The sequence below is a fragment of the Kribbella sp. NPDC004138 genome (assembly GCF_053603655.1).
This window is the reverse complement of record NZ_JBSGFZ010000007.1, coordinates 122,436-139,540: the sequence shown is the minus strand read 5'-3', so window position 1 is coordinate 139,540 and position 17,105 is coordinate 122,436. Positions and strand designations below refer to the sequence as shown.

Sequence of the window (17,105 nt, the reverse complement as noted above, 5' to 3'; positions counted from 1 at the left end):
GGATGAGACAGTTAGGCGGTGACTTTCGACATCCGCCTTGCGGTTCCCGCCGAGTACGACGCCGTCGGCGACCTGACCGTGGAGGCCTACTCCCACGACGGGTTCGTGCGCGGTGACTACGCGATGACGCTGCGTGCCGCGGCTGACCGGGCGGCGAAGGCCGAGCTGTGGGTGGCGGCGGATTCGTCCGGCCTGCTGGGCACTGTCACCTACTGTCCTGTCGGCTCGGTCTACCGCGAGATCGGCCTGGACGACGAGGGCGAGTTCCGGATGCTCGGCGTCGCCGGCCGTGCGCGAGGGCTCGGCGTCGGTACCGCGCTCACCGAACGCTGCATCGAGCGCACCCGCGAGTTCGGCCACCGCAGGATCGTGATGAGCAGCGCCGCCTACATGACGACCGCGCACCGCATCTACGAGCGGCTCGGCTTCGTCCGCCTCCCGGAGCGTGACTGGGCTCCCATCCCGGGCGTCGATCTGTACGCCTTCGCCCTCGACCTATGACCACGCTGACACTGGCCGAGTGGACGTCGTACGCCGAGGAGCACACCGCGCGCGTCGACGACCTGCTGGCCGGTCACCTGGAACGACGAACACGCCGCGAGGCACATCCCGTCGAGGATTTCCTCTTCACCTATTACCCGACCCGTCCCAATCAGTTGCGGGTCTGGCACCCGGGGCCGGGCGTACGGCTGGAAGAGGCTGCTGCTTACGGCGATCGCCGGGGGTACGTCGTCGTCGACGGGACGGCGTCGCTCGATCCGGCCGAGATCGAACGCCGTGCCGACAGCATCAGGTGGATCCGCCGACTGCTCGCGTCCACGCTCGACCGCCAGCCCCAGTTCGGCTGTTTCGGTCTGCACGAGTGGGCGATGGTGTACCGCACCCCCGACGTACGGCATGCGTCCTGGCCGCTGCGGTTGGGGGCCGAGGGCACCGATCAGGTCGTCGAATCGCACAAGATCGGCTGCTCGCATTTCGACGCGTTCCGGTTCTTCACCGACTCGGCGCGCCCGCTGAACACGTTGCAGCCCAGCCGCGAGTCGCAGCCGGTGCTGGAACAGGGCGGCTGCCTGCACGCGAACATGGACCTCTACAAGTGGGCCTGCAAGCTGATGCCGTTCACCCCGAGTTCGCTCGTGCTGTCGTGCTTCGAGCTGGCCCGCGACATCCGCACGCTGGACATGCGCGCCTCGCCGTACGACCTCCAGCCGCTCGGCTACTCCCCCGTGCGCATCGAGACACCCGACGGCAAGGCGGAGTACACGGCCGCCCAGCGAGGCTTCGCCGACCGCGCCCGCCCACTCCGCCGGCAACTCGTCGACCTCTGCGATTCCCTGCTCCGCTAGCCTCACTGCATGGGAAAGATCGTCGCCATCGCGCTCGCCGCTCTGCTCATCGCGATCGGCGGCGTCTGGACGTTCCAAGGCCTCGGCTACCTCAAAGGCAGCTCGATGACCGGCAGCACCGTCTGGGCCACCGTCGGCCCGATCGTCGCGGCGTTCGGCGTTGCCTTGCTGTACGTGGCGATCCGCGGGCCTAGGAAGCGCTGACCCGGAGCACTGCCCATTGGTAGTGCATGGCGCCGCCGTCGTTCCAGGTGGTCCATTGCTCCAGCTCGCCGTGCCGGCCTAGGACTTCCTGCATCCCCTCGTCGCTGCGGATGCTGAAGAAGCGGCCGGGGCCGTAGCCTTTGCCGTCGTCCCAGACGTGTTCCCTGCCGCTGACGTCGCCCCAGAGGCCGACGGCCAGCGGCGCGCCCGGACGGAGCACCCGGACGATCTCCCGCAGCGCTTGATCGAGGTCCTCGTCCGCCACGTGCAGCAAGGTGCTCATCGTCCAGCCGGCGTCGAACGTCGCGTCGCCGAACGGCAGGTCGAGGACCGACGCGGCCTCCGCGTGCAGGCCGAGCTCGCGGCAGGCCTCGACGCTGGCCGGCGACAGGTCGACTCCGGTGTAGGTGAAACCGGCCGCCGCGATCGCCTGGCCGTCGCGGCCGGGGCCGCAGCCGAGCTCGAGCACGGTGTCGCGGCCTTCGGCGCGGAGCTGGTCGAGGTACGCCGTACGGCGGGCGACACGTGGCTCGGGCAGGTCCCGGCCGACGCGGGCGTGGATCTCGCCGGTGTAGTAGGCGATCAGGTCCTGTTCACGGTCCGCGCGGGTCATCGGATCGCCTTCAGCGCGAAGAACAGCGGGATGCGAGGGGCGTCGTCCGGCAGGCGCCACCAGCCGTCCGGCGTCTGCCGCATCGCCGCCCAGCGGGGCCAGGGCAGGACGTCGGACTCGCGCAGCCCGGTGACCTGAAAGCCTGTGGAAGCGAGCGTGGTGACGATCTCGCCGAGGCCGTGCCGCCACTCGTAGCTGGTCTGGCGGCCGGGCACCTCGTCGCCGGTGTAGGTGACGGTGGAGTCGTGCGCGATCGGGCCGCGCCCCTCCAGGTAGTCGGCACGGAGCACCAACTCGTCGGACTCGCCCGGGAGCGAGACCTCGCGGAGCGCGTTGAGCAGCGGGTGGAACTCGACGAGGTAGAGGACGCCGCCAGGCTTGAGCAGATCGCGGACCACCTCGGCCCACTGCTGCAGGTCGGGCAGGTAGCACAGCGCGCCCTTGCCGGTGTACACGACGTCGAACTGCCGGCCACCGACCGCACCCACGGCGTCGTACACGTTGGCGTGCAGGTAGTCGACCTCGACGCCGGCCTCGCGCGCGATCTCCCGGGCCGCTTCGAGCGACTTCTCCGACAGGTCGAGTCCGCTGGTGCGCGCACCCCGGCGCGCGAACTCGATCGTCTCGGTACCCAGATGGCACTGCAGGTGCAGGACGTCGCGGCCGTCGAGCGGGCCGAGATCCTCCCACTCGTAGTCCGCGAACCAGAACTCCGCGGGCCGGTCGTAGAAGTCGCTCGCCGCGTGCAGCGGGGCGCGAGCATTCCAGTCGGCCTCGTTGGCGGCCACCATCCGTTGCGTCTGCGCGTCCAGGGTCACAGGCAGAAGTGTGCCCACAACCGGGGTCCAGGCGGTGTTGGTTTTCCACAGCCCTTGTTCAAGGTTTGTGGATAAGCTTGAATAAGGCTATGGCACGGGTTGAGTTGCACCGCTGGCCCGGGCACCCCGACGGGTTCACCCGGGCGGAGCGCTTGGGCGGGTCGTACGAGCTGTACTTCCCGGATCCGCTGGCCGGGCGCGAGTTCGACCTCAGCGACGACGTCCTGGCGCTGCTCGAGGACGCCGCCGGCGACCTGGCCCGCCTGGACGCGACCGCTGCCGTGCTGACCAACAGCGAGGCGCTGGCGCGGTTGCTGCTCCGCGCCGAAGCGGTCGGGTCGTCGCACATCGAAGGCCTCGTCGTCGGTGCGCGCCGGCTGCTGAAGGCCGACGTACTGCGCGACCGCGTGCACGACGTGACCGCCGAGGAGGTCCTCGGTGCGGTGGACGCGATGACGTGGGTGACCGAGTCGGTTCAGGCCGGCGACAAGCTCGAGGTCGAGCACCTGCTCGAGGCGCATCGCCGGCTGATGGCGCACTCGCCGACCCCGGAGTACGGCGGCGAGATCCGCTACCTGCAGAACTGGATAGGCGGCCGCTCCCCCGCCGAGGCCTACTACGTGCCGCCGCCGGCCCAGCTGATCCCGGACCTGCTCGCGGATCTGATGACGTTCGTGCGCGAGTCAGCGCTGCCGGTGCTGGCCAAGACCGCGATCGCGCACGCGCAGTTCGAGACGATCCACCCCTTCGCCGACGGCAACGGCCGCACCGGCCGTGCGCTGATCCACCTGATCCTCCGCGCCGACGGGCTGGTCACGCGCACCGTGCCGCCGGTCTCGCTCGCACTCGCCACCCACGCCGCGGAGTACGTCGACACTCTGACCGCATTCCGGTACGTCGGACGCGCGACGACCGCGAAGGCCCGCGCGGCCGCGAACCCGTGGTTGCGGATGTTCGCGACCGCCTGCACGCACGCGACCGCCGAGGCCGCGCGCTTCGAGCAGACCGCCGCCGACCTGAAAGCTGCCTGGCGGGAGCGCGCGGACCCGGTGCGGGCCGGCTCCGCGGCCGAGCTGCTGATCGAGGCGCTGCCGGCCGCGCCGGTCCTCACCCTCGCCGCCGCGGCTCAGCTCATCGACCGCTCGCAACAGGCCGCGAACCAGGGCCTGGCCCGGCTGGTCGAGGCGGGCATCCTGCGCGAGATCACGGACGGGCGCCGCAACCGCGTCTACGAGGCGCCGGAGCTGATCGACGCCTTCACGCTGCTGGAGCGCCGGTTCGCGAGCCCGGCCGCGGACACCCGGGTCGAGCCGCCTAGCAGACCGGTCCCGTCGAGGCCACGACCGACACACTAGGTGGTTTGACTTTCCGGTCGCGATCGAGCAAGAATTCGAACACATGTTCGATCGTACAGGGGAGTTGTGATGCCGGAGGCGTTCGACTGGGACATCCTGCACCGGCCGTCGGCGATGGCGATGGTCCGCGGACAACTCGGCTTCAGCTGGATGGTGCTGTCCGGACGACTCGCCCAACTGACCGACGAGCAGTACTTCTGGCGACCGAGCAGCGAAGCGCTCACCGTCGTCCGGCGGCACTATGCCGGGCAGTTCCGCGCGCTCGGCTCCGGCGAGTGGGTCGCGCAGTGGCCCGCCGAGCCGGACCATCGCGGGCCACGCACGATCGCGTGGCTGATCGCGCACCTGACCGAGATGTTCTTCGAGCGCTGGGAGTGGACGTTCGGCGAGAGCCGGCAGGGGCGTGACGACATCACCCTGCACGGCAACGCCCAAGACGCGGTGGCCTGGCTGACCCACTGGGTCGAGGCCTGGCAGGACGCGATCGCCGCCCTGGACGAGGACGAGGCGATGACGGTCGGCCTGAGCCAGGCGAACGAACTGGACGCCTCCGAGCCGTTCGGCCACGTCATCCTCCGGCTGAACCGTGAGCTGATCCATCACGGCTCCGAGATCATGACTCTGCAGGACCTCTACGCGGTCGCGGCGTGAGGACCACAACATGTGCGACACGCGGCATGGCGCTACCACAAGATCTAGGAGACTCCGCCTAGCATCACTACTGCTGGTGGTTCGGGGCGATCCACACCACAAGATGTTGATCGTCCCGGGGCAACAGGGGAATCCGGTGCAACTCCGGAGCTGCCCCGCAACGGTGAGCGGACACGCTGTCGAACGGTGCCCGCGAGTCCGGATACCTGCCACCGGCGCGTGCACCGCCGGTGCACGCGGTCCGAGATCTCGCGGGTGGATCGCAGGGCGTGACGGCGGTGTTCCCGGCCGGTGCCGCCGGTCCCGTCGTGCGTCCGCTCGCGTGGTCCCGGGTCTCCGAACTCTCCTGGAGCACACACCTGTGACCATTGCTTCCTCATCGGCTGCGGCCACCGCAGACCTCCGGACGGAGCTCACCGTCGTCCGCCGCGACGGCAGCAGCACACCGTTCGACGCCACCAAGATCTCCGTCGCCATGACCAAGGCCTTCCTCGCCGTCGAGGGCTCCGAGGCCGGCGGCACGCACCGGGTCCGCGATCTGGTGACCGACCTGACCGGCCGGGTCGTCACCGCCCTGACCAGCCGCGGCGCCAGCGCCCGCAGCGTGCAGGTCGAAGACATCCAGGACCAGGTCGAGCTGGCGCTGATGCGCGCCGGCGAGCACCAGGTCGCCCGCGCCTACGTCCTGTATCGCGAGGAGCGGACCAAGGCGCGCACTCCCGCCGACGCGGCGGGTGTCACCGAGCCTCCGCCGCTCACCGTCCGTGCGGCCGACGGCAGCCGGGCGACGCTCGACGTCGACCGGCTCCGGGTGGTCGTCGCCGAGGCCGCCGCCGGACTCGACGCCGTCGACCCCGAGAAGATCCTGAACGAGACGCTCGGCGCCTGCTACGACGGCATCGCCGAGCACGAGGTCGAGCTCGCCCTCGTCATGGCCGCCCGGGCGTCTGTCGAGACCGAGCCGCAGTACAGCTACGCCGCGTCCCGCCTGCTGCTGGACCAGATCCGCCGCGAGGCGCTCGGCCGTGTCCACGGCGAGCCCCGTCAGGCCAGCCAAGCCGACATGACCGCCGCGTACGCCGACTACTTCCCGCGCTACATCCAGGTCGGCATCGACGCCGGGCAGCTCGACCCCGAGCTCGGCCGCTTCGACCTTGCCCGGCTCGCGGCGGCGATCAAGCCCGACGCCGATCTGAACTTCACCTTCCTCAGTCTGCAGACCCTGTACGACCGCTACCTGCTGCACCTCGGCAAAGTGCGCTACGAGTTGCCGCAGGCGTTCTTCCTCCGGGTCGCGATGGGGATGGCGCTGCGCGAGGACGACCGCGACGCACGGGCGATCGAGTTCTACGAACTGCTCAGCTCGTTCCGCTTCATGTCCTCGACGCCGACCCTGTTCAACTCCGGCACCACGCGGCCCCAGTTGTCGTCCTGCTTCCTCACCACCGTTGACGACGACCTGTCCGGCATCTTCACCGGCATCCGCAACAACGCCCTCCTCGCCAAGTACTCCGGCGGCCTCGGCAACGACTGGACGCCGGTCCGCGGCATCGGCGCCCACATCCGCGGCACCAACGGCGAGTCCCAAGGCGTCGTCCCCTTCCTGAAGGTCGCGAACGACACCGCTGTCGCGGTAAATCAGTGCTTCGCGCCTGACACGCTCGTCTACACCGCGGGCGGCGCGACAGCGATCCGCGACGTCAAGGTCGGCGACCTCGTCCTCGGTGCCAGCGGCCGCTATCGCGAGGTGACGAAGACCTTCACCTACGACCAGGACGGCCCGATGGTGGAGCTCGATGTCAAGCACTCGATCGACCCACTCGTGGTGACGTCGGGGCACCCGTTCTACGCAATCCAGGGCGTCCCGCTGGAGCAGAGCAACGAGCGCACTTTCCGGTGGCTCAAGAACGGAAAGGTCAAGGCCGGGTGGGTCGAGGCGGGAATGATCAGTCAGGGTGACTACATCGGTCAGGTAGTTCCGGAGGAGATCGTCCCCGTCGGTCTCACCGATGACGACGCACGGCTGTACGGCATTCTCCTCGGCGACGGCCACGCGTCGAAGGATGGCTACGAGTGGGGTGTTTGCGGCAATCCGACGCGCGATACGCATCTGTCCTTCGTTCGTGCGTACCTGACGTCGCGCGGCATCCACTTCTGGGAGACGGGTCGTGGCGACACCTACACACAGATCCGCTGGGCCTCCGGACATGGACCGTTGCGTGACCCGATGACCGGACGCATCAGCGGGCAGGGTGAGGCGACTCTGCCGTTCACACGCAAGGACCTGTACGACGGTGACGGCACGAAACGGATCGCGCCGCGACTCGCGCATCTTCCGCCCAGTCAGACGCTTGCCCTCATCCGTGGCCTTCTCGAAACCGACGGTGGCGTATCACGCGGCAAGGAACTCTATTTCACCACCACGTCCAAAGCTCTCGCCAACGGCCTGCGCTACCAACTGCTTCGGCTCGGAGTTCCAACAGCCGGTCAGTTCCGGGTACGCGAAGGCCATCATGTCGGCCGGCGCTCAGACGGGTCCGAGATCACTTTCTCCAAACCGGTGAAGGCGTTCGATCTCCGCATTCCCGCGGTTCCGGGAATCGCCGAGCTGTTCGGAGTGACTCCGATCCGCAAGCTCAACTGGATCGCCCACGAAGGAATGGTCTTCTCCCGCGTGCGCGAGGTCCGCGCGATCCCGTCGGTTCCGGTCGTGCATGACCTCGAGGTCGACGTCGACGAGTCCTATATGACTGTCGCCGGCCTGGCCCACAACGGAGGGAAGCGCAAGGGCGCGGTGTGTGCGTATCTGGAGACGTGGCATATCGATGTCGAGGAGTTTCTCGAGCTGCGGAAGAACACCGGGGACGAGCGGCGGCGGACGCATGACATGAACACGGCCAACTGGGTGCCGGATCTGTTCATGCAGCGGGTCGAGGCCGGGGGCGAGTGGACGTTGTTCTCACCGGACGAGGTGCCGGACCTGCACGATCTGTACGGCGCGGCGTTCGCCGCGGCTTACGTGCGGTACGAGGAGGCGGCGGACCGCGGCGAGATCCGGGTGTTCAAGCGGGTCAAGGCGGTCGACCTGTGGCGGCGGATGCTGACCGTGCTGTTCGAGACCGGGCATCCGTGGATCACCTTCAAGGACGCCTGCAACCTGCGCTCGCCGCAGCAGCACGACGGTGTCGTCCACTCGTCGAACCTGTGCACCGAGATCACCCTCAACACCACCGTCGACGAGACCGCGGTCTGCAACCTCGGCTCGGTCAACCTGGTCGCTCATCTCACCGAGGACGGGCTCGACGCCGACCTGCTGCGGGACACCGTGAAGACCGCGGTGCGGATGCTCGACAACGTCATCGACGTGAACTTCTACACGACCCCGGAATCGGAGCGCGCCAACCAGCGGCACCGCCCGGTCGGCCTCGGCCTGATGGGATTCGCCGACGCGCTGTTCACGCTGCGCATCCCGTACGCGTCGGACGCGGCGGTCGAGTTCGCGGACCGGTCGATGGAGCAGATCAGCTACCACGCGATCGAGGCCTCGAGCGAGCTGGCCGCCGAGCGTGGCCGCTACTCGTCGTACGACGGATCGCTGTGGAGCCGCGGGATCCTGCCGATCGACTCGCTCGACCTGCTGCACACCGCGCGCGACGGCGACGTGATCATCGACCGGAGCACGCAGTTGGACTGGGACGCGCTGCGTGCGAAGGTCCTGCGCGACGGCCTGCGCAACTCCAACGTCATGGCGATCGCGCCGACCGCGACGATCTCCAACATCTGCGGCGTGAGCCAGTCGATCGAGCCGACGTACAGCAACCTGTTCGTGAAGTCGAACATGTCCGGTGAGTTCACCGTCGCGAACCCGTACCTGGTCGCCGATCTGAAGGCCCGCGGGCTGTGGGACCAGGTGATGGTGTCGGACCTGAAGTACCACGACGGCGTGCTCGCCCGGATCGAGCGGATCCCGGCGGACCTGCGCGAGCTGTACGCGACGGCGTTCGAGATCGATCCGCACTGGCTGGTGAAGGCGGCGTCGCGGCGGCAGAAGTGGATCGACCAGGCGCAGTCGCTGAACCTCTACATGGCGCAACCGTCGGGCCGCGCGCTCGACGAGCTTTACCGGTCAGCTTGGCGTTATGGACTCAAGACGACTTATTACCTGCGTTCCCAGTCAGCGACCCACGTGGAGAAGTCCACTCTGCAGGGCACCGACGGCCGGCTGAACGCCGTACCGGTAGCACTCCCTGAACCCACCGGAGCGGTCTGCTCCCTCGACGACCCGGACTGCGAGGCCTGCCAGTGAGCACCATTTCGGTTGGAGCGGCAAGGGTGGAAGTTGCCGACAAGGCGATGATCAACTCGCGCGCAGACGTCAACCAGCTACTGCCGTTGAAATACACGTGGGCCTGGGAGAAGTACCTTGCCGCCTGCAACAACCACTGGATGCCTACCGAGGTCTCCATGCAGGCCGACATCTCGCTCTGGAAGTCGAAGGACGGCCTCACCGAGGACGAGCGGCTGATGCTCAAGCGCAACCTGGGATTCTTCGCCACCGCCGAGTCCCTCGTGGCCAACAACATCGTGCTCGCGGTCTACCGCCAGCTGAGCAACCCCGAGTGCCGGCAGTATCTGCTCCGCCAGGCGTTCGAGGAGGCCGTGCACACGCACACCTTCCAGTACATCTGCACGTCACTCGGTCTCGACGAGGGCGAGCTGTTCAACATGTACCGGGAGGTCCCGTCGATCGCCGACAAGGACGCCTGGGCGCTGAAGTACACCCGGCACCTGGAGGATCCGGAGTTCCGCACCGGGACAACCGCAGCGGACACCGCGTTCCTGCGCGACCTGATCGCGTTCTACGTGGTGTTCGAAGGGATGTGGTTCTACACCGGGTTCGCGCAGATCCTGTCGCTCGGCCGGCGGAACAAGATGGTCGGCATCGCGGAGCAGTACCAGTACATCCTGCGCGACGAGTCGATCCACCTGAACTTCGGCATCGACTGCATCAACCAGATCAAACAGGAGAACCCGCACCTGTGGACGGCCGCGTTCCAGGCCGAGGTCCGGCAGATGCTGACCGAGGCGTGCGAACTGGAGGTCGCCTACGGCCGGGCCACGCTGCCGAACGGCATGCTCGGCCTGACCGCGGACCTCTGCGAGCAGTACATGCACTTCGTCACCGACCGCAGAGCGGAACAAATCGGTCTCGAACCGATCTTCGGTGAAACGCGGAACCCCTTCGGATGGATGTCAGAGGTGATGGACCTGAAGAAGGAGAAGAACTTCTTCGAGACCCGCGTCATCGAGTACCAGTCCGCCGGCGGACTCAGCTGGGACTGACACCCGACCGGCCGGGCGACCCACCGAGACCGGAAGGCCCGCGGCGCAACTCGCCGCCCCGCGGGCCTTCCACCTCAGGCGTACTTGTGGACGAAGTCGAGCGCGGTGCGGGCGACCTCTTCCCAGCCGTTGTCGATCACCAGTGAGTGACCGCGGCCCGGGAGCTCGACGAACTCGGTGACGCCGGAGTTCTTCGTGTGCCGTCTGTAGGCCGCGTAGGTCATCGCGTGCGGAACCGTGTGGTCCTTCTCCCCCGAGATCAACAGGATCGGCCCCCTGTTCGCCGCCTTGAAGTCGACCTTGGTCTCGCTGAACGGGTTCAGGTTGGCGACAGCCGCCTGGAAGATCGGTACGCCGGACGCCGCCACGTGGAACTCGTCGTACAGCTGCCGGGCCTCCTCCTCGTCGAGGCGGTTCGCCCAGCCGTACCTGAACTCGTCGAACGTCAGCGTCACCGACCGCCGCGCGTTCGCCGGCGATCTTCTGCGCGATCAGTCCACCGAACGAATGCCCCACGACGACAGGCTTGCGATCCAGCCGCCCGATCGACCCGCACCTCACCGGCAGCCTGAACTGTTTAGATTGAACTGCTCAGTTGGAACTGATGGACACCTCGAGGACGCCGATCACCTTCTCCAGCCGGGCGGCGACCCGGTCGGCGTCGAAACCGTTGCCCTCGACGACGATCCGGAGTGTGCCGTCGTCCAGCGACAGCGCCAGCTCACGGACGTCGTACGGGTTCAGCAGTACGGCGACCCGCGCCAGCAGCCCCTCGACCTCGACGACCTGCGCCGAGAAGGTGGTGACGGCGCGTTCCACCGCGACCAGGCTCATCGCGCGACCTCCTTGTGGCGGAGGAGACCGAAGGTGACGCCGTCGACGAGCGCCTCCCAGGACGCCTCGACGATGTTGTGGCCGACGCCGACCGTCACCCAGGAGCCCTCGCCGTCGGCGGTCTCGATCAGCACCCGGATCACCGCGTCGGTGCCGTGGCCCTGGTCGAGGATGCGGACCTTGTAGTCGACGAGGTCGAACTTGTTCACCACCGGGTACGCACGCTCGATCGCGGCCCGCAGTGCGTGGTCGAGCGCGTTGACCGGACCGTTGCCCTCGCCGGTGACGACCTCCCGCTCGCCGCCCGCGACCAGCTTCACCGTCGACTCCGACACGGCCTCGCCGTCGGCGCGCGACTCGGTGATCACCCGCCACGACTCGACGTCGAAGAAGCTCGGCCGCTTGCCGTCGACCTCCTCGGTGAGCAGCAGCGAGAACGACGCGTCGGCCGCCTCGAACGTGTACCCGCGGGCCTCCAGATCCTTCACCCGCTCGGTCACCCGGCTGACCAGCTCACGGTCGTTGCCGAGGTCGAACCCGAGCTCCCGGCCCTTCAGCTCGACGCTCGCACGGCCGGCCATCTCGGAGACCAGCATGCGCATGTCGTTGCCCACGCGAGCCGGATCCGTGTGCTGGTAGAGGTCCGGGTCGACCTTGATCGCGCTGGCGTGCAGGCCCGCCTTGTGAGCGAACGCGGACAGCCCGACGTACGGCTGCCGGGTCGATGGCGGCACGTTCGTCACCTCGGCGATCGCGTGCGCGATCCGGAACGAGTCCGCGAGGTTGCCGGGTGGGAGGAGTCGCATGTCCCGCTTGAGCTCGAGGTTGGCGACGACCGCCAGCAGGTCGGCGTTGCCGGTGCGCTCGCCGTACCCGTTGATCGTGCCCTGGACGTGCGTGACGCCGGCCTCGACGGCGGCGATCGAGTTCGCCACCGCGCAACCGCCGTCGTTGTGGGCGTGGATGCCGAGCCGGGCCCCGGTGGAGGCGAGGACGTCGCGGACGACGTCCTGCAGTTCCCGCGGCAGGGTCCCGCCATTGGTGTCGCACAGCGCGACGACGTCGGCCCCGGCCTCGGCGGCTACTCGTACCACCTCGAGCGCGTAGGCTCGGTTCGCGCGGTAGCCGTCGAAGAAGTGTTCGGTGTCGAGGAAGACCCGCTGGCCGCTCTCGCGGAGGTGCCGGACGGTGTCGGCGACCATCCGCAAATTCTCGTCGAGCGTCGTGCGCAGGGCCCGCTCGACGTGCGCGTCGTGGCTCTTGGCAACGAGTGTGACCACGGTGGCGCCCGACTCGCGCAACGCGGCCACTTGCGGGTCGTCGGCGGCCGCCGACCGCGGCTTGCAGGTCGCCCCGAACGCCGCGAACGTCGCGTTCCGCAGGTGCAGCTCGGTCTTCGCCCGCTCGAAGAACTCGGTGTCCTTGGGGACGGCGCCCGGCCAGCCGCCCTCGATGAATCCGACCCCCAGCTCGTCCAGGTACTGCGCGATGGCGATCTTGTCGGCCACGGACAGCGCCAGACCCTCCTGCTGCGCACCGTCGCGCAAGGTGGTGTCGTAGACGTGGAAATCGTCCGAGATGCTCATGGGCCGGCCTTCCGGAGGGGTTGTCAGACAAACAAAAGACCTCCCGCAAGGTGCGAGAGGTCTGCGCGCTCAGGTACAGCTTGCTGAGCGCGCCTAGGAAATAATCACCCGATAGTGCTTCATGACGTTTTGCAGTCTGCCACACAATGTCCGGACCATGAGGTCCCCGTCTCGCATCACGAACATTCAGTACTGCGCCCGGTACTGGAGTTCAGCCCGAGAGTTCAGCCCGAGAGTTCAGCCCGAGAGTTCAGCCCGAGAGTTCAGCCTGGAGTTCAGGCGGTGAGGGACCAGCCCGGGTCGTCCCAGGCGGTGTAGAAGTCCTCGCGGGTGAGCGGCCGCAGGCCCCAGTCGTCGCGGTCGAGGGACCGGTCGGTGAGCATCCCCTCGTCGTCTTCCAGGCGCTGCCACCAGTACCGCGTGACCTCGCCGTCCTCGCCGACGCCGAGCTGCCGGACGACGACCCATTCACGCTCGTGCCAGACGGCCTCGTAGAGCCAGTCGGTGCCGTAGTCGTCGACGGCCGCGCCGTACGTCCGCGACGCCGTCCCGCGATCCAGGTCCCGGATCAGCTCGACGGTCGACCGGATCGCGGCGACAGTCTCCCCGGACCACCCGCGCCGCTCGCCCAGCTCCGCGTAGTACGCCTCAACCTCGTCCGGGAAGCCGCTCATACCGCCCGACCCTATCGAACCGCAGCGACAGACAGCGACCAACTGTCCGACCCTCAGACCTGAAAAGATCCTGTGAAACGACTACTGCGGGACAGGAAATCACCGGTGAGCGAGCCTGACGACGTGAACCTGAACGTGCTGAAGGCGCCGTTGCCGCCGCGCGACGCGAACGGCTTCGAGCAACTGCGCTTCCAACTGCTCGGCTACGCGACCGCGCTGGCCGTGCTCGTCACGCTGACGCCGACCTGGCTGATCCGCGAGTACGGCCGCGACAGCGTGCGCATCTACAGCGGCTTGGGCATGGCCCGGGACGCCGAGCCTCTCGGGAGCGCCGCCAACTGGTTGTTCATCGCGTACGCCGTCCTCGTCGTGGTCGCCCTGGCCGCGCCGACGACCCTCGCCTCGTTCGTGTGCGCCTACGTGGGACTCGCGGACACGATCGTGATCGTGCTGCTGAAACCGGACTCCGGCGAGTACAGCGAGTTCGGGTGGACCGGAGCGCCGGTGCTGGCGATCGGCCTCTGGCTGGTGCTGGGCGTGCTGAACACGATCGGCTGGCACCTCAAGCGCCGGACATGACAACGGCCCGGTGGTTCGAATCCACCGGGCCGTTCGTCGTTCCTCAGGCGATGCGGGTCATCCAGCCGTGCGGGTCTGCCACACGGCCGTACTGGACGTCGAGGAGGGCGGTGCGGACGGCCGCGGTGACCGGGCCGCCGTCGCCGTCGCCGATCCGGGTCTCGCCGTCCTTCCACTTCAGCGACGCGACCGGGGTGACGACCGCGGCGGTGCCGCAGGCGAACACCTCGCGCACCTTGCCGGACTCCGCGCCGGCACGCCACTCGTCGACCGAGATCTTGCGCTCGGTGACCGTGTAGCCGAGGTCGGTGACCAGCTTCAGGATCGAGTCCCGGGTGACGCCCTCGAGGATCGTGCCGGACAGCTCCGGCGTGACGACCGAGTTGTCGTCGAGGACGAAGTACAGGTTCATCCCGCCGAGCTCCTCGACCCACTTCTTCTCGACCGCGTCGAGGAACGCGACCTGGTCGCAGCCCTGCTCGATCGCCTCGGCCTGGGCGAGCAGCGAGGAGGCGTAGTTGCCGCCGGTCTTCGCCGCGCCGGTGCCGCCGGGGGCCGCGCGGGTGTACTCCTCGCTGAGCCAGATCCGGACCGGCTTCACGCCGTTCGCGAAGTACGACCCGGCCGGCGAGGCGATCACGCAGTACGTGACCTGGGCCGACGGGCGGACGCCGAGGAACGGGTCCGAGCCGAACATGAACGGCCGCAGGTACAGCGAGGTCTCGCCGCCGCCCGGGACCCAGGCCTTGTCGATCTCGACCAGCTTGTGCAGCGAGTCGAGGAACGCCGCGGTCGGCAGCTCGGGCAGCGCGAGCCGGTGCGCGGAGCGCTGGAACCGGACCGCGTTGGCCTCGGGGCGGAACAGGTGGATCGAGTCGTCGGGATGCCGGTAGGCCTTCATCCCCTCGAAGATCGTCTGGGCGTAGTGGAACACCGAGGTCGCCGGAGACAGCTCCAGCGGTCCGAAGGCGGTGATCCGTGCGTCGTGCCAGCCCTTCTCGGCCGTCCAGGTGGCGATCGCCATGTGGTCGGTGAAGTACTGCCCGAATCCCGGGTTCGCCAGGATCTGGGCGCGCTGGTCGTCGCTGGCCGGTTGGGTGTCGGGCTCAACGGTGAACTGCAGATCGGCGCTCATAAGCGCACCGTACCTCTAGGCCAAGTGGTCATGCGAGTGTCGCCCTTCAGCCCGCCGCGCGCTTGGCGATCGCGTCGCCGACCTCGGACGTACTGCGGGCGGCGCCGGTGCGCTCCTCGAGGTCCGCCTCGACGGCCGCCTCGATCGCGCGGGCCGCCTCGGTCAGGCCGAGGTGCTCGAGCAGCAGCGCCGCGGACAGGATCGCCGCGGTCGGGTCGGCCTTCTGCTGGCCGGCGATGTCCGGCGCGGAGCCGTGCACCGGCTCGAACATGCTCGGCGCGGTCCGGTCCGGGTTGATGTTCCCGCTCGCGGCCAGCCCGATCCCGCCGCTGATCGCGGCCGCCAGGTCGGTGATGATGTCGCCGAACAGGTTGTCGGTGACGATCACGTCGAAACGCGCCGGGTCGGTGACCAGGAAGATCGTCGCGGCGTCCACGTGCAGGTAGTCGACGGCGATCTCCGGGAACTCCTCGGCGACCTTGTCGACGGTCCGCTTCCACAGGTGGCCGGCGTGCACGAGCACGTTGTTCTTGTGCACGAGCGTGAGCTTCTTGCGCGGGCGGGCCTGGGCGCGGGCGAACGCGTCGCGGACGACCCGCTCGACGCCGTACGCCGTGTTGACCGACACCTCGGTGGCGATCTCGGCCGGGGTGCCGACGCGGAGCGCGCCGCCGTTGCCGACGTACGGGCCCTCGGTGCCCTCGCGGACGACGACGAAGTCCACCGCACCCGGGTTCGCCAGCGGGGAGCCGACGGACGGGTAGATCTTCGAGGGCCGCAGGTTCACGTAGTGGTCGAGGGTGAACCGGAGCTTGAGCAGCAGACCGCGCTCGAGGACGCCGGACGGGACGCTCGGGTCGCCGACCGCGCCGAGCAGGATCGCGTCGTGCCCGCGGATCGCCTCCAGCTCGGCGTCCGGCAGCGTCTCACCGGTGGCGTGCCAGCGCTTCGCGCCGAGGTCGTACTCGGTCCGCTCGAACGTCACGCCGTGCTGCGCGGCTACCGCGTCGAGGACCTTCAGGGCCTCGGTGGTGACCTCCGGTCCGATCCCGTCACCGGGAACGACGGCCAGCGTGAAGAACTTGTTCTCGCTCACTTCTTGGGTTCTCCCCCATTGTCGCGGCGGTTCATGGCCTCTTGGACAGCCTTGACCTCGTCACCGGCCGGGCGGGCGGCGCGGCGACGCCGGGTCGCCTTGCGCTCGCGGGCGTCGATCGCGGGCCAGTTGGCTGGATACATCTCGTACATGCTGCTCCTCCCAAGGATGTCGTGGGCGGCAGGATGCGCACGAATTTACTCGCACATCCGACTATTCCTCCACCATGCGGGCAGGTTGTCCCGCTATCTGAGATCGCAGTGCGGGCGCTGGACCGGACCTGTGCGACTCTCACCCGGTGAGTGCTCCTCCAGAACTGCCGCCGCTGGTATCGGCGGCCCTCAGCCTGTCCGGCCGGCGCGGGTTCGTCAGCTCCACCAGGAACGAGACCGGCCGGTTGCTCGCCACCCTCGCGGCCTCGAAGACCGGCCTGCTCGGTGAGCTCGGGACCGGCTGCGGCGTCGGCTCGGCGTGGCTGCGCAGCGGCGCGGGTGAGGGCACCAACATCGTCACCGCGGAGAGCGATCCGCAGCTCGCGCAGGCGGTCGCGGAGCTGTTCGCCGCCGACGAGCGGATCGAGGTCGTCTCGGCCGACTGGACCGCGCTGATCGAGCGCGGGCCGTTCGCGCTGCTGTTCGTGGACGCGCGCGAGGCGAAGCTGTCCGCCCGCGACGTGATCGCGGACGTCGTCGAGCCGGGCGGTTTCGTCGTACTCGACGACTTCACTCCGTCGGCGGTCTGGCCGCCGATGTACGAGGGCCGCGTCGACACGCTCCGCCAGGAATGGCTGATGGACAAGCGGTTCACCACCGTCGAGGTGATGGTCGCCCCCGACGCCGCCGTCCTCCTCGCCACCCGCCACTAGAGCGCG

The 17,105-nt window shown here is 68.6% G+C and carries 18 protein-coding genes and 1 riboswitch; of the genes, 9 read left to right on the top strand and 9 right to left on the bottom strand.

Going from position 1 to position 17,105, the window contains the following annotated elements:
* Positions 1–18 precede the first annotated feature (18 nt).
* From ACWEOO_RS11860 to ACWEOO_RS11850, 3 genes are read left to right on the top strand one after another with little or no spacing between them, the layout of a single operon-like run.
* Positions 19–501, top strand: a complete 483-nt coding sequence (locus tag ACWEOO_RS11860) for a GNAT family N-acetyltransferase (RefSeq protein ID WP_452142931.1) — start codon at positions 19–21, stop codon at positions 499–501.
* Positions 498–1,346 carry a 3-methyladenine DNA glycosylase gene (locus tag ACWEOO_RS11855; RefSeq protein ID WP_452142930.1) on the top strand — a complete coding sequence of 283 codons (849 nt, stop codon included), beginning with the start codon at positions 498–500 and terminating at the stop codon, positions 1,344–1,346. Before ACWEOO_RS11860 ends, ACWEOO_RS11855 begins: the two co-directional genes overlap by 4 nt.
* A gap of 9 nt (positions 1,347–1,355) precedes the next feature.
* The gene (locus ACWEOO_RS11850) at positions 1,356–1,550 is read left to right on the top strand and encodes a hypothetical protein (protein WP_452142929.1); all 195 of its coding nucleotides are present in this window, start codon (positions 1,356–1,358) and stop codon (positions 1,548–1,550) included.
* Here ACWEOO_RS11850 and ACWEOO_RS11845 read toward each other — a convergent pair.
* Both ACWEOO_RS11845 and ACWEOO_RS11840 read right to left on the bottom strand, forming a co-directional pair.
* Positions 1,537–2,163 (bottom strand): class I SAM-dependent methyltransferase, encoded by a 627-nt coding sequence (locus ACWEOO_RS11845; protein ID WP_452142928.1) that lies wholly within the window; start codon positions 2,161–2,163, stop codon positions 1,537–1,539. The two genes, ACWEOO_RS11850 and ACWEOO_RS11845, sit on opposite strands and share 14 nt — an antisense overlap.
* On the bottom strand, positions 2,160–2,981 hold the full coding sequence (locus tag ACWEOO_RS11840) for a class I SAM-dependent methyltransferase (RefSeq protein ID WP_359930464.1): 822 nt from the start codon (positions 2,979–2,981) through the stop codon (positions 2,160–2,162). The genes ACWEOO_RS11845 and ACWEOO_RS11840 overlap by 4 nt, the downstream gene beginning before the upstream one ends.
* 89 nt (positions 2,982–3,070) lie before the next feature.
* Here ACWEOO_RS11840 and ACWEOO_RS11835 point away from each other — a divergent pair, with 89 nt between their 5' ends.
* The 4 genes from ACWEOO_RS11835 (at position 3,071) to ACWEOO_RS11820 (ending at position 10,330) form a co-directional block, all read left to right on the top strand.
* Positions 3,071–4,336, top strand: a complete 1,266-nt coding sequence (locus tag ACWEOO_RS11835) for a Fic family protein (RefSeq protein ID WP_452142927.1) — start codon at positions 3,071–3,073, stop codon at positions 4,334–4,336.
* A gap of 69 nt (positions 4,337–4,405) precedes the next feature.
* Positions 4,406–4,987, top strand: coding sequence for a DinB family protein (locus ACWEOO_RS11830; RefSeq protein WP_452142926.1), 582 nt, complete (start codon positions 4,406–4,408; stop codon positions 4,985–4,987).
* Between the two features lie 60 nt (positions 4,988–5,047).
* Positions 5,048–5,215: riboswitch (cobalamin riboswitch) on the top strand.
* A gap of 133 nt (positions 5,216–5,348) precedes the next feature.
* On the top strand, positions 5,349–9,293 hold the full coding sequence (locus tag ACWEOO_RS11825) for a ribonucleoside-diphosphate reductase subunit alpha (protein ID WP_452142925.1): 3,945 nt from the start codon (positions 5,349–5,351) through the stop codon (positions 9,291–9,293).
* Complete coding sequence (locus ACWEOO_RS11820) at positions 9,290–10,330, top strand: ribonucleotide-diphosphate reductase subunit beta (RefSeq protein ID WP_452142924.1); 1,041 nt, start codon at positions 9,290–9,292, stop codon at positions 10,328–10,330. Before ACWEOO_RS11825 ends, ACWEOO_RS11820 begins: the two co-directional genes overlap by 4 nt.
* Positions 10,331–10,404: 74 nt before the next feature.
* Here the strand turns inward: ACWEOO_RS11820 and ACWEOO_RS11815 are convergent, their stop codons facing one another.
* The 4 genes from ACWEOO_RS11815 to ACWEOO_RS11800 all read right to left on the bottom strand — a co-directional run bounded on the left by ACWEOO_RS11815 (position 10,405) and on the right by ACWEOO_RS11800 (position 13,424).
* Positions 10,405–10,785, bottom strand: coding sequence for an alpha/beta hydrolase (locus tag ACWEOO_RS11815; protein ID WP_452142923.1), 381 nt, complete (start codon positions 10,783–10,785; stop codon positions 10,405–10,407).
* 136 nt (positions 10,786–10,921) lie between these two features.
* On the bottom strand, positions 10,922–11,164 hold the full coding sequence (locus ACWEOO_RS11810; protein ID WP_452142922.1) for a hypothetical protein: 243 nt from the start codon (positions 11,162–11,164) through the stop codon (positions 10,922–10,924).
* Positions 11,161–12,750: a citramalate synthase gene (cimA, locus tag ACWEOO_RS11805; RefSeq protein WP_452142921.1), complete on the bottom strand. Its 1,590-nt coding sequence runs from the start codon at positions 12,748–12,750 to the stop codon at positions 11,161–11,163. Before cimA ends, ACWEOO_RS11810 begins: the two co-directional genes overlap by 4 nt.
* Before the next feature lie 275 nt (positions 12,751–13,025).
* Positions 13,026–13,424, bottom strand: coding sequence for a hypothetical protein (locus tag ACWEOO_RS11800; protein WP_359930445.1), 399 nt, complete (start codon positions 13,422–13,424; stop codon positions 13,026–13,028).
* 105 nt (positions 13,425–13,529) lie between these two features.
* Here ACWEOO_RS11800 and ACWEOO_RS11795 point away from each other — a divergent pair, with 105 nt between their 5' ends.
* Positions 13,530–14,003, top strand: a complete 474-nt coding sequence (locus ACWEOO_RS11795; protein ID WP_452142920.1) for a hypothetical protein — start codon at positions 13,530–13,532, stop codon at positions 14,001–14,003.
* Positions 14,004–14,046: 43 nt separating this feature from the next.
* Here the strand turns inward: ACWEOO_RS11795 and ACWEOO_RS11790 are convergent, their stop codons facing one another.
* From ACWEOO_RS11790 to ACWEOO_RS11780, 3 genes are read right to left on the bottom strand one after another with little or no spacing between them, the layout of a single operon-like run.
* Positions 14,047–15,138, bottom strand: a complete 1,092-nt coding sequence (locus ACWEOO_RS11790; protein ID WP_452142919.1) for a branched-chain amino acid aminotransferase — start codon at positions 15,136–15,138, stop codon at positions 14,047–14,049.
* A 46-nt stretch (positions 15,139–15,184) separates the two neighbouring features.
* On the bottom strand, positions 15,185–16,234 hold the full coding sequence (locus ACWEOO_RS11785; RefSeq protein ID WP_452142918.1) for a 3-isopropylmalate dehydrogenase: 1,050 nt from the start codon (positions 16,232–16,234) through the stop codon (positions 15,185–15,187).
* Positions 16,231–16,386: a hypothetical protein gene (locus tag ACWEOO_RS11780; RefSeq protein ID WP_359930434.1), complete on the bottom strand. Its 156-nt coding sequence runs from the start codon at positions 16,384–16,386 to the stop codon at positions 16,231–16,233. Before ACWEOO_RS11780 ends, ACWEOO_RS11785 begins: the two co-directional genes overlap by 4 nt.
* Positions 16,387–16,532: 146 nt before the next feature.
* Between ACWEOO_RS11780 and ACWEOO_RS11775 the strand changes: the two genes are divergently transcribed.
* Positions 16,533–17,099, top strand: coding sequence for an O-methyltransferase (locus ACWEOO_RS11775; RefSeq protein WP_359930431.1), 567 nt, complete (start codon positions 16,533–16,535; stop codon positions 17,097–17,099).
* Positions 17,100–17,105: the final 6 nt, after the last annotated feature.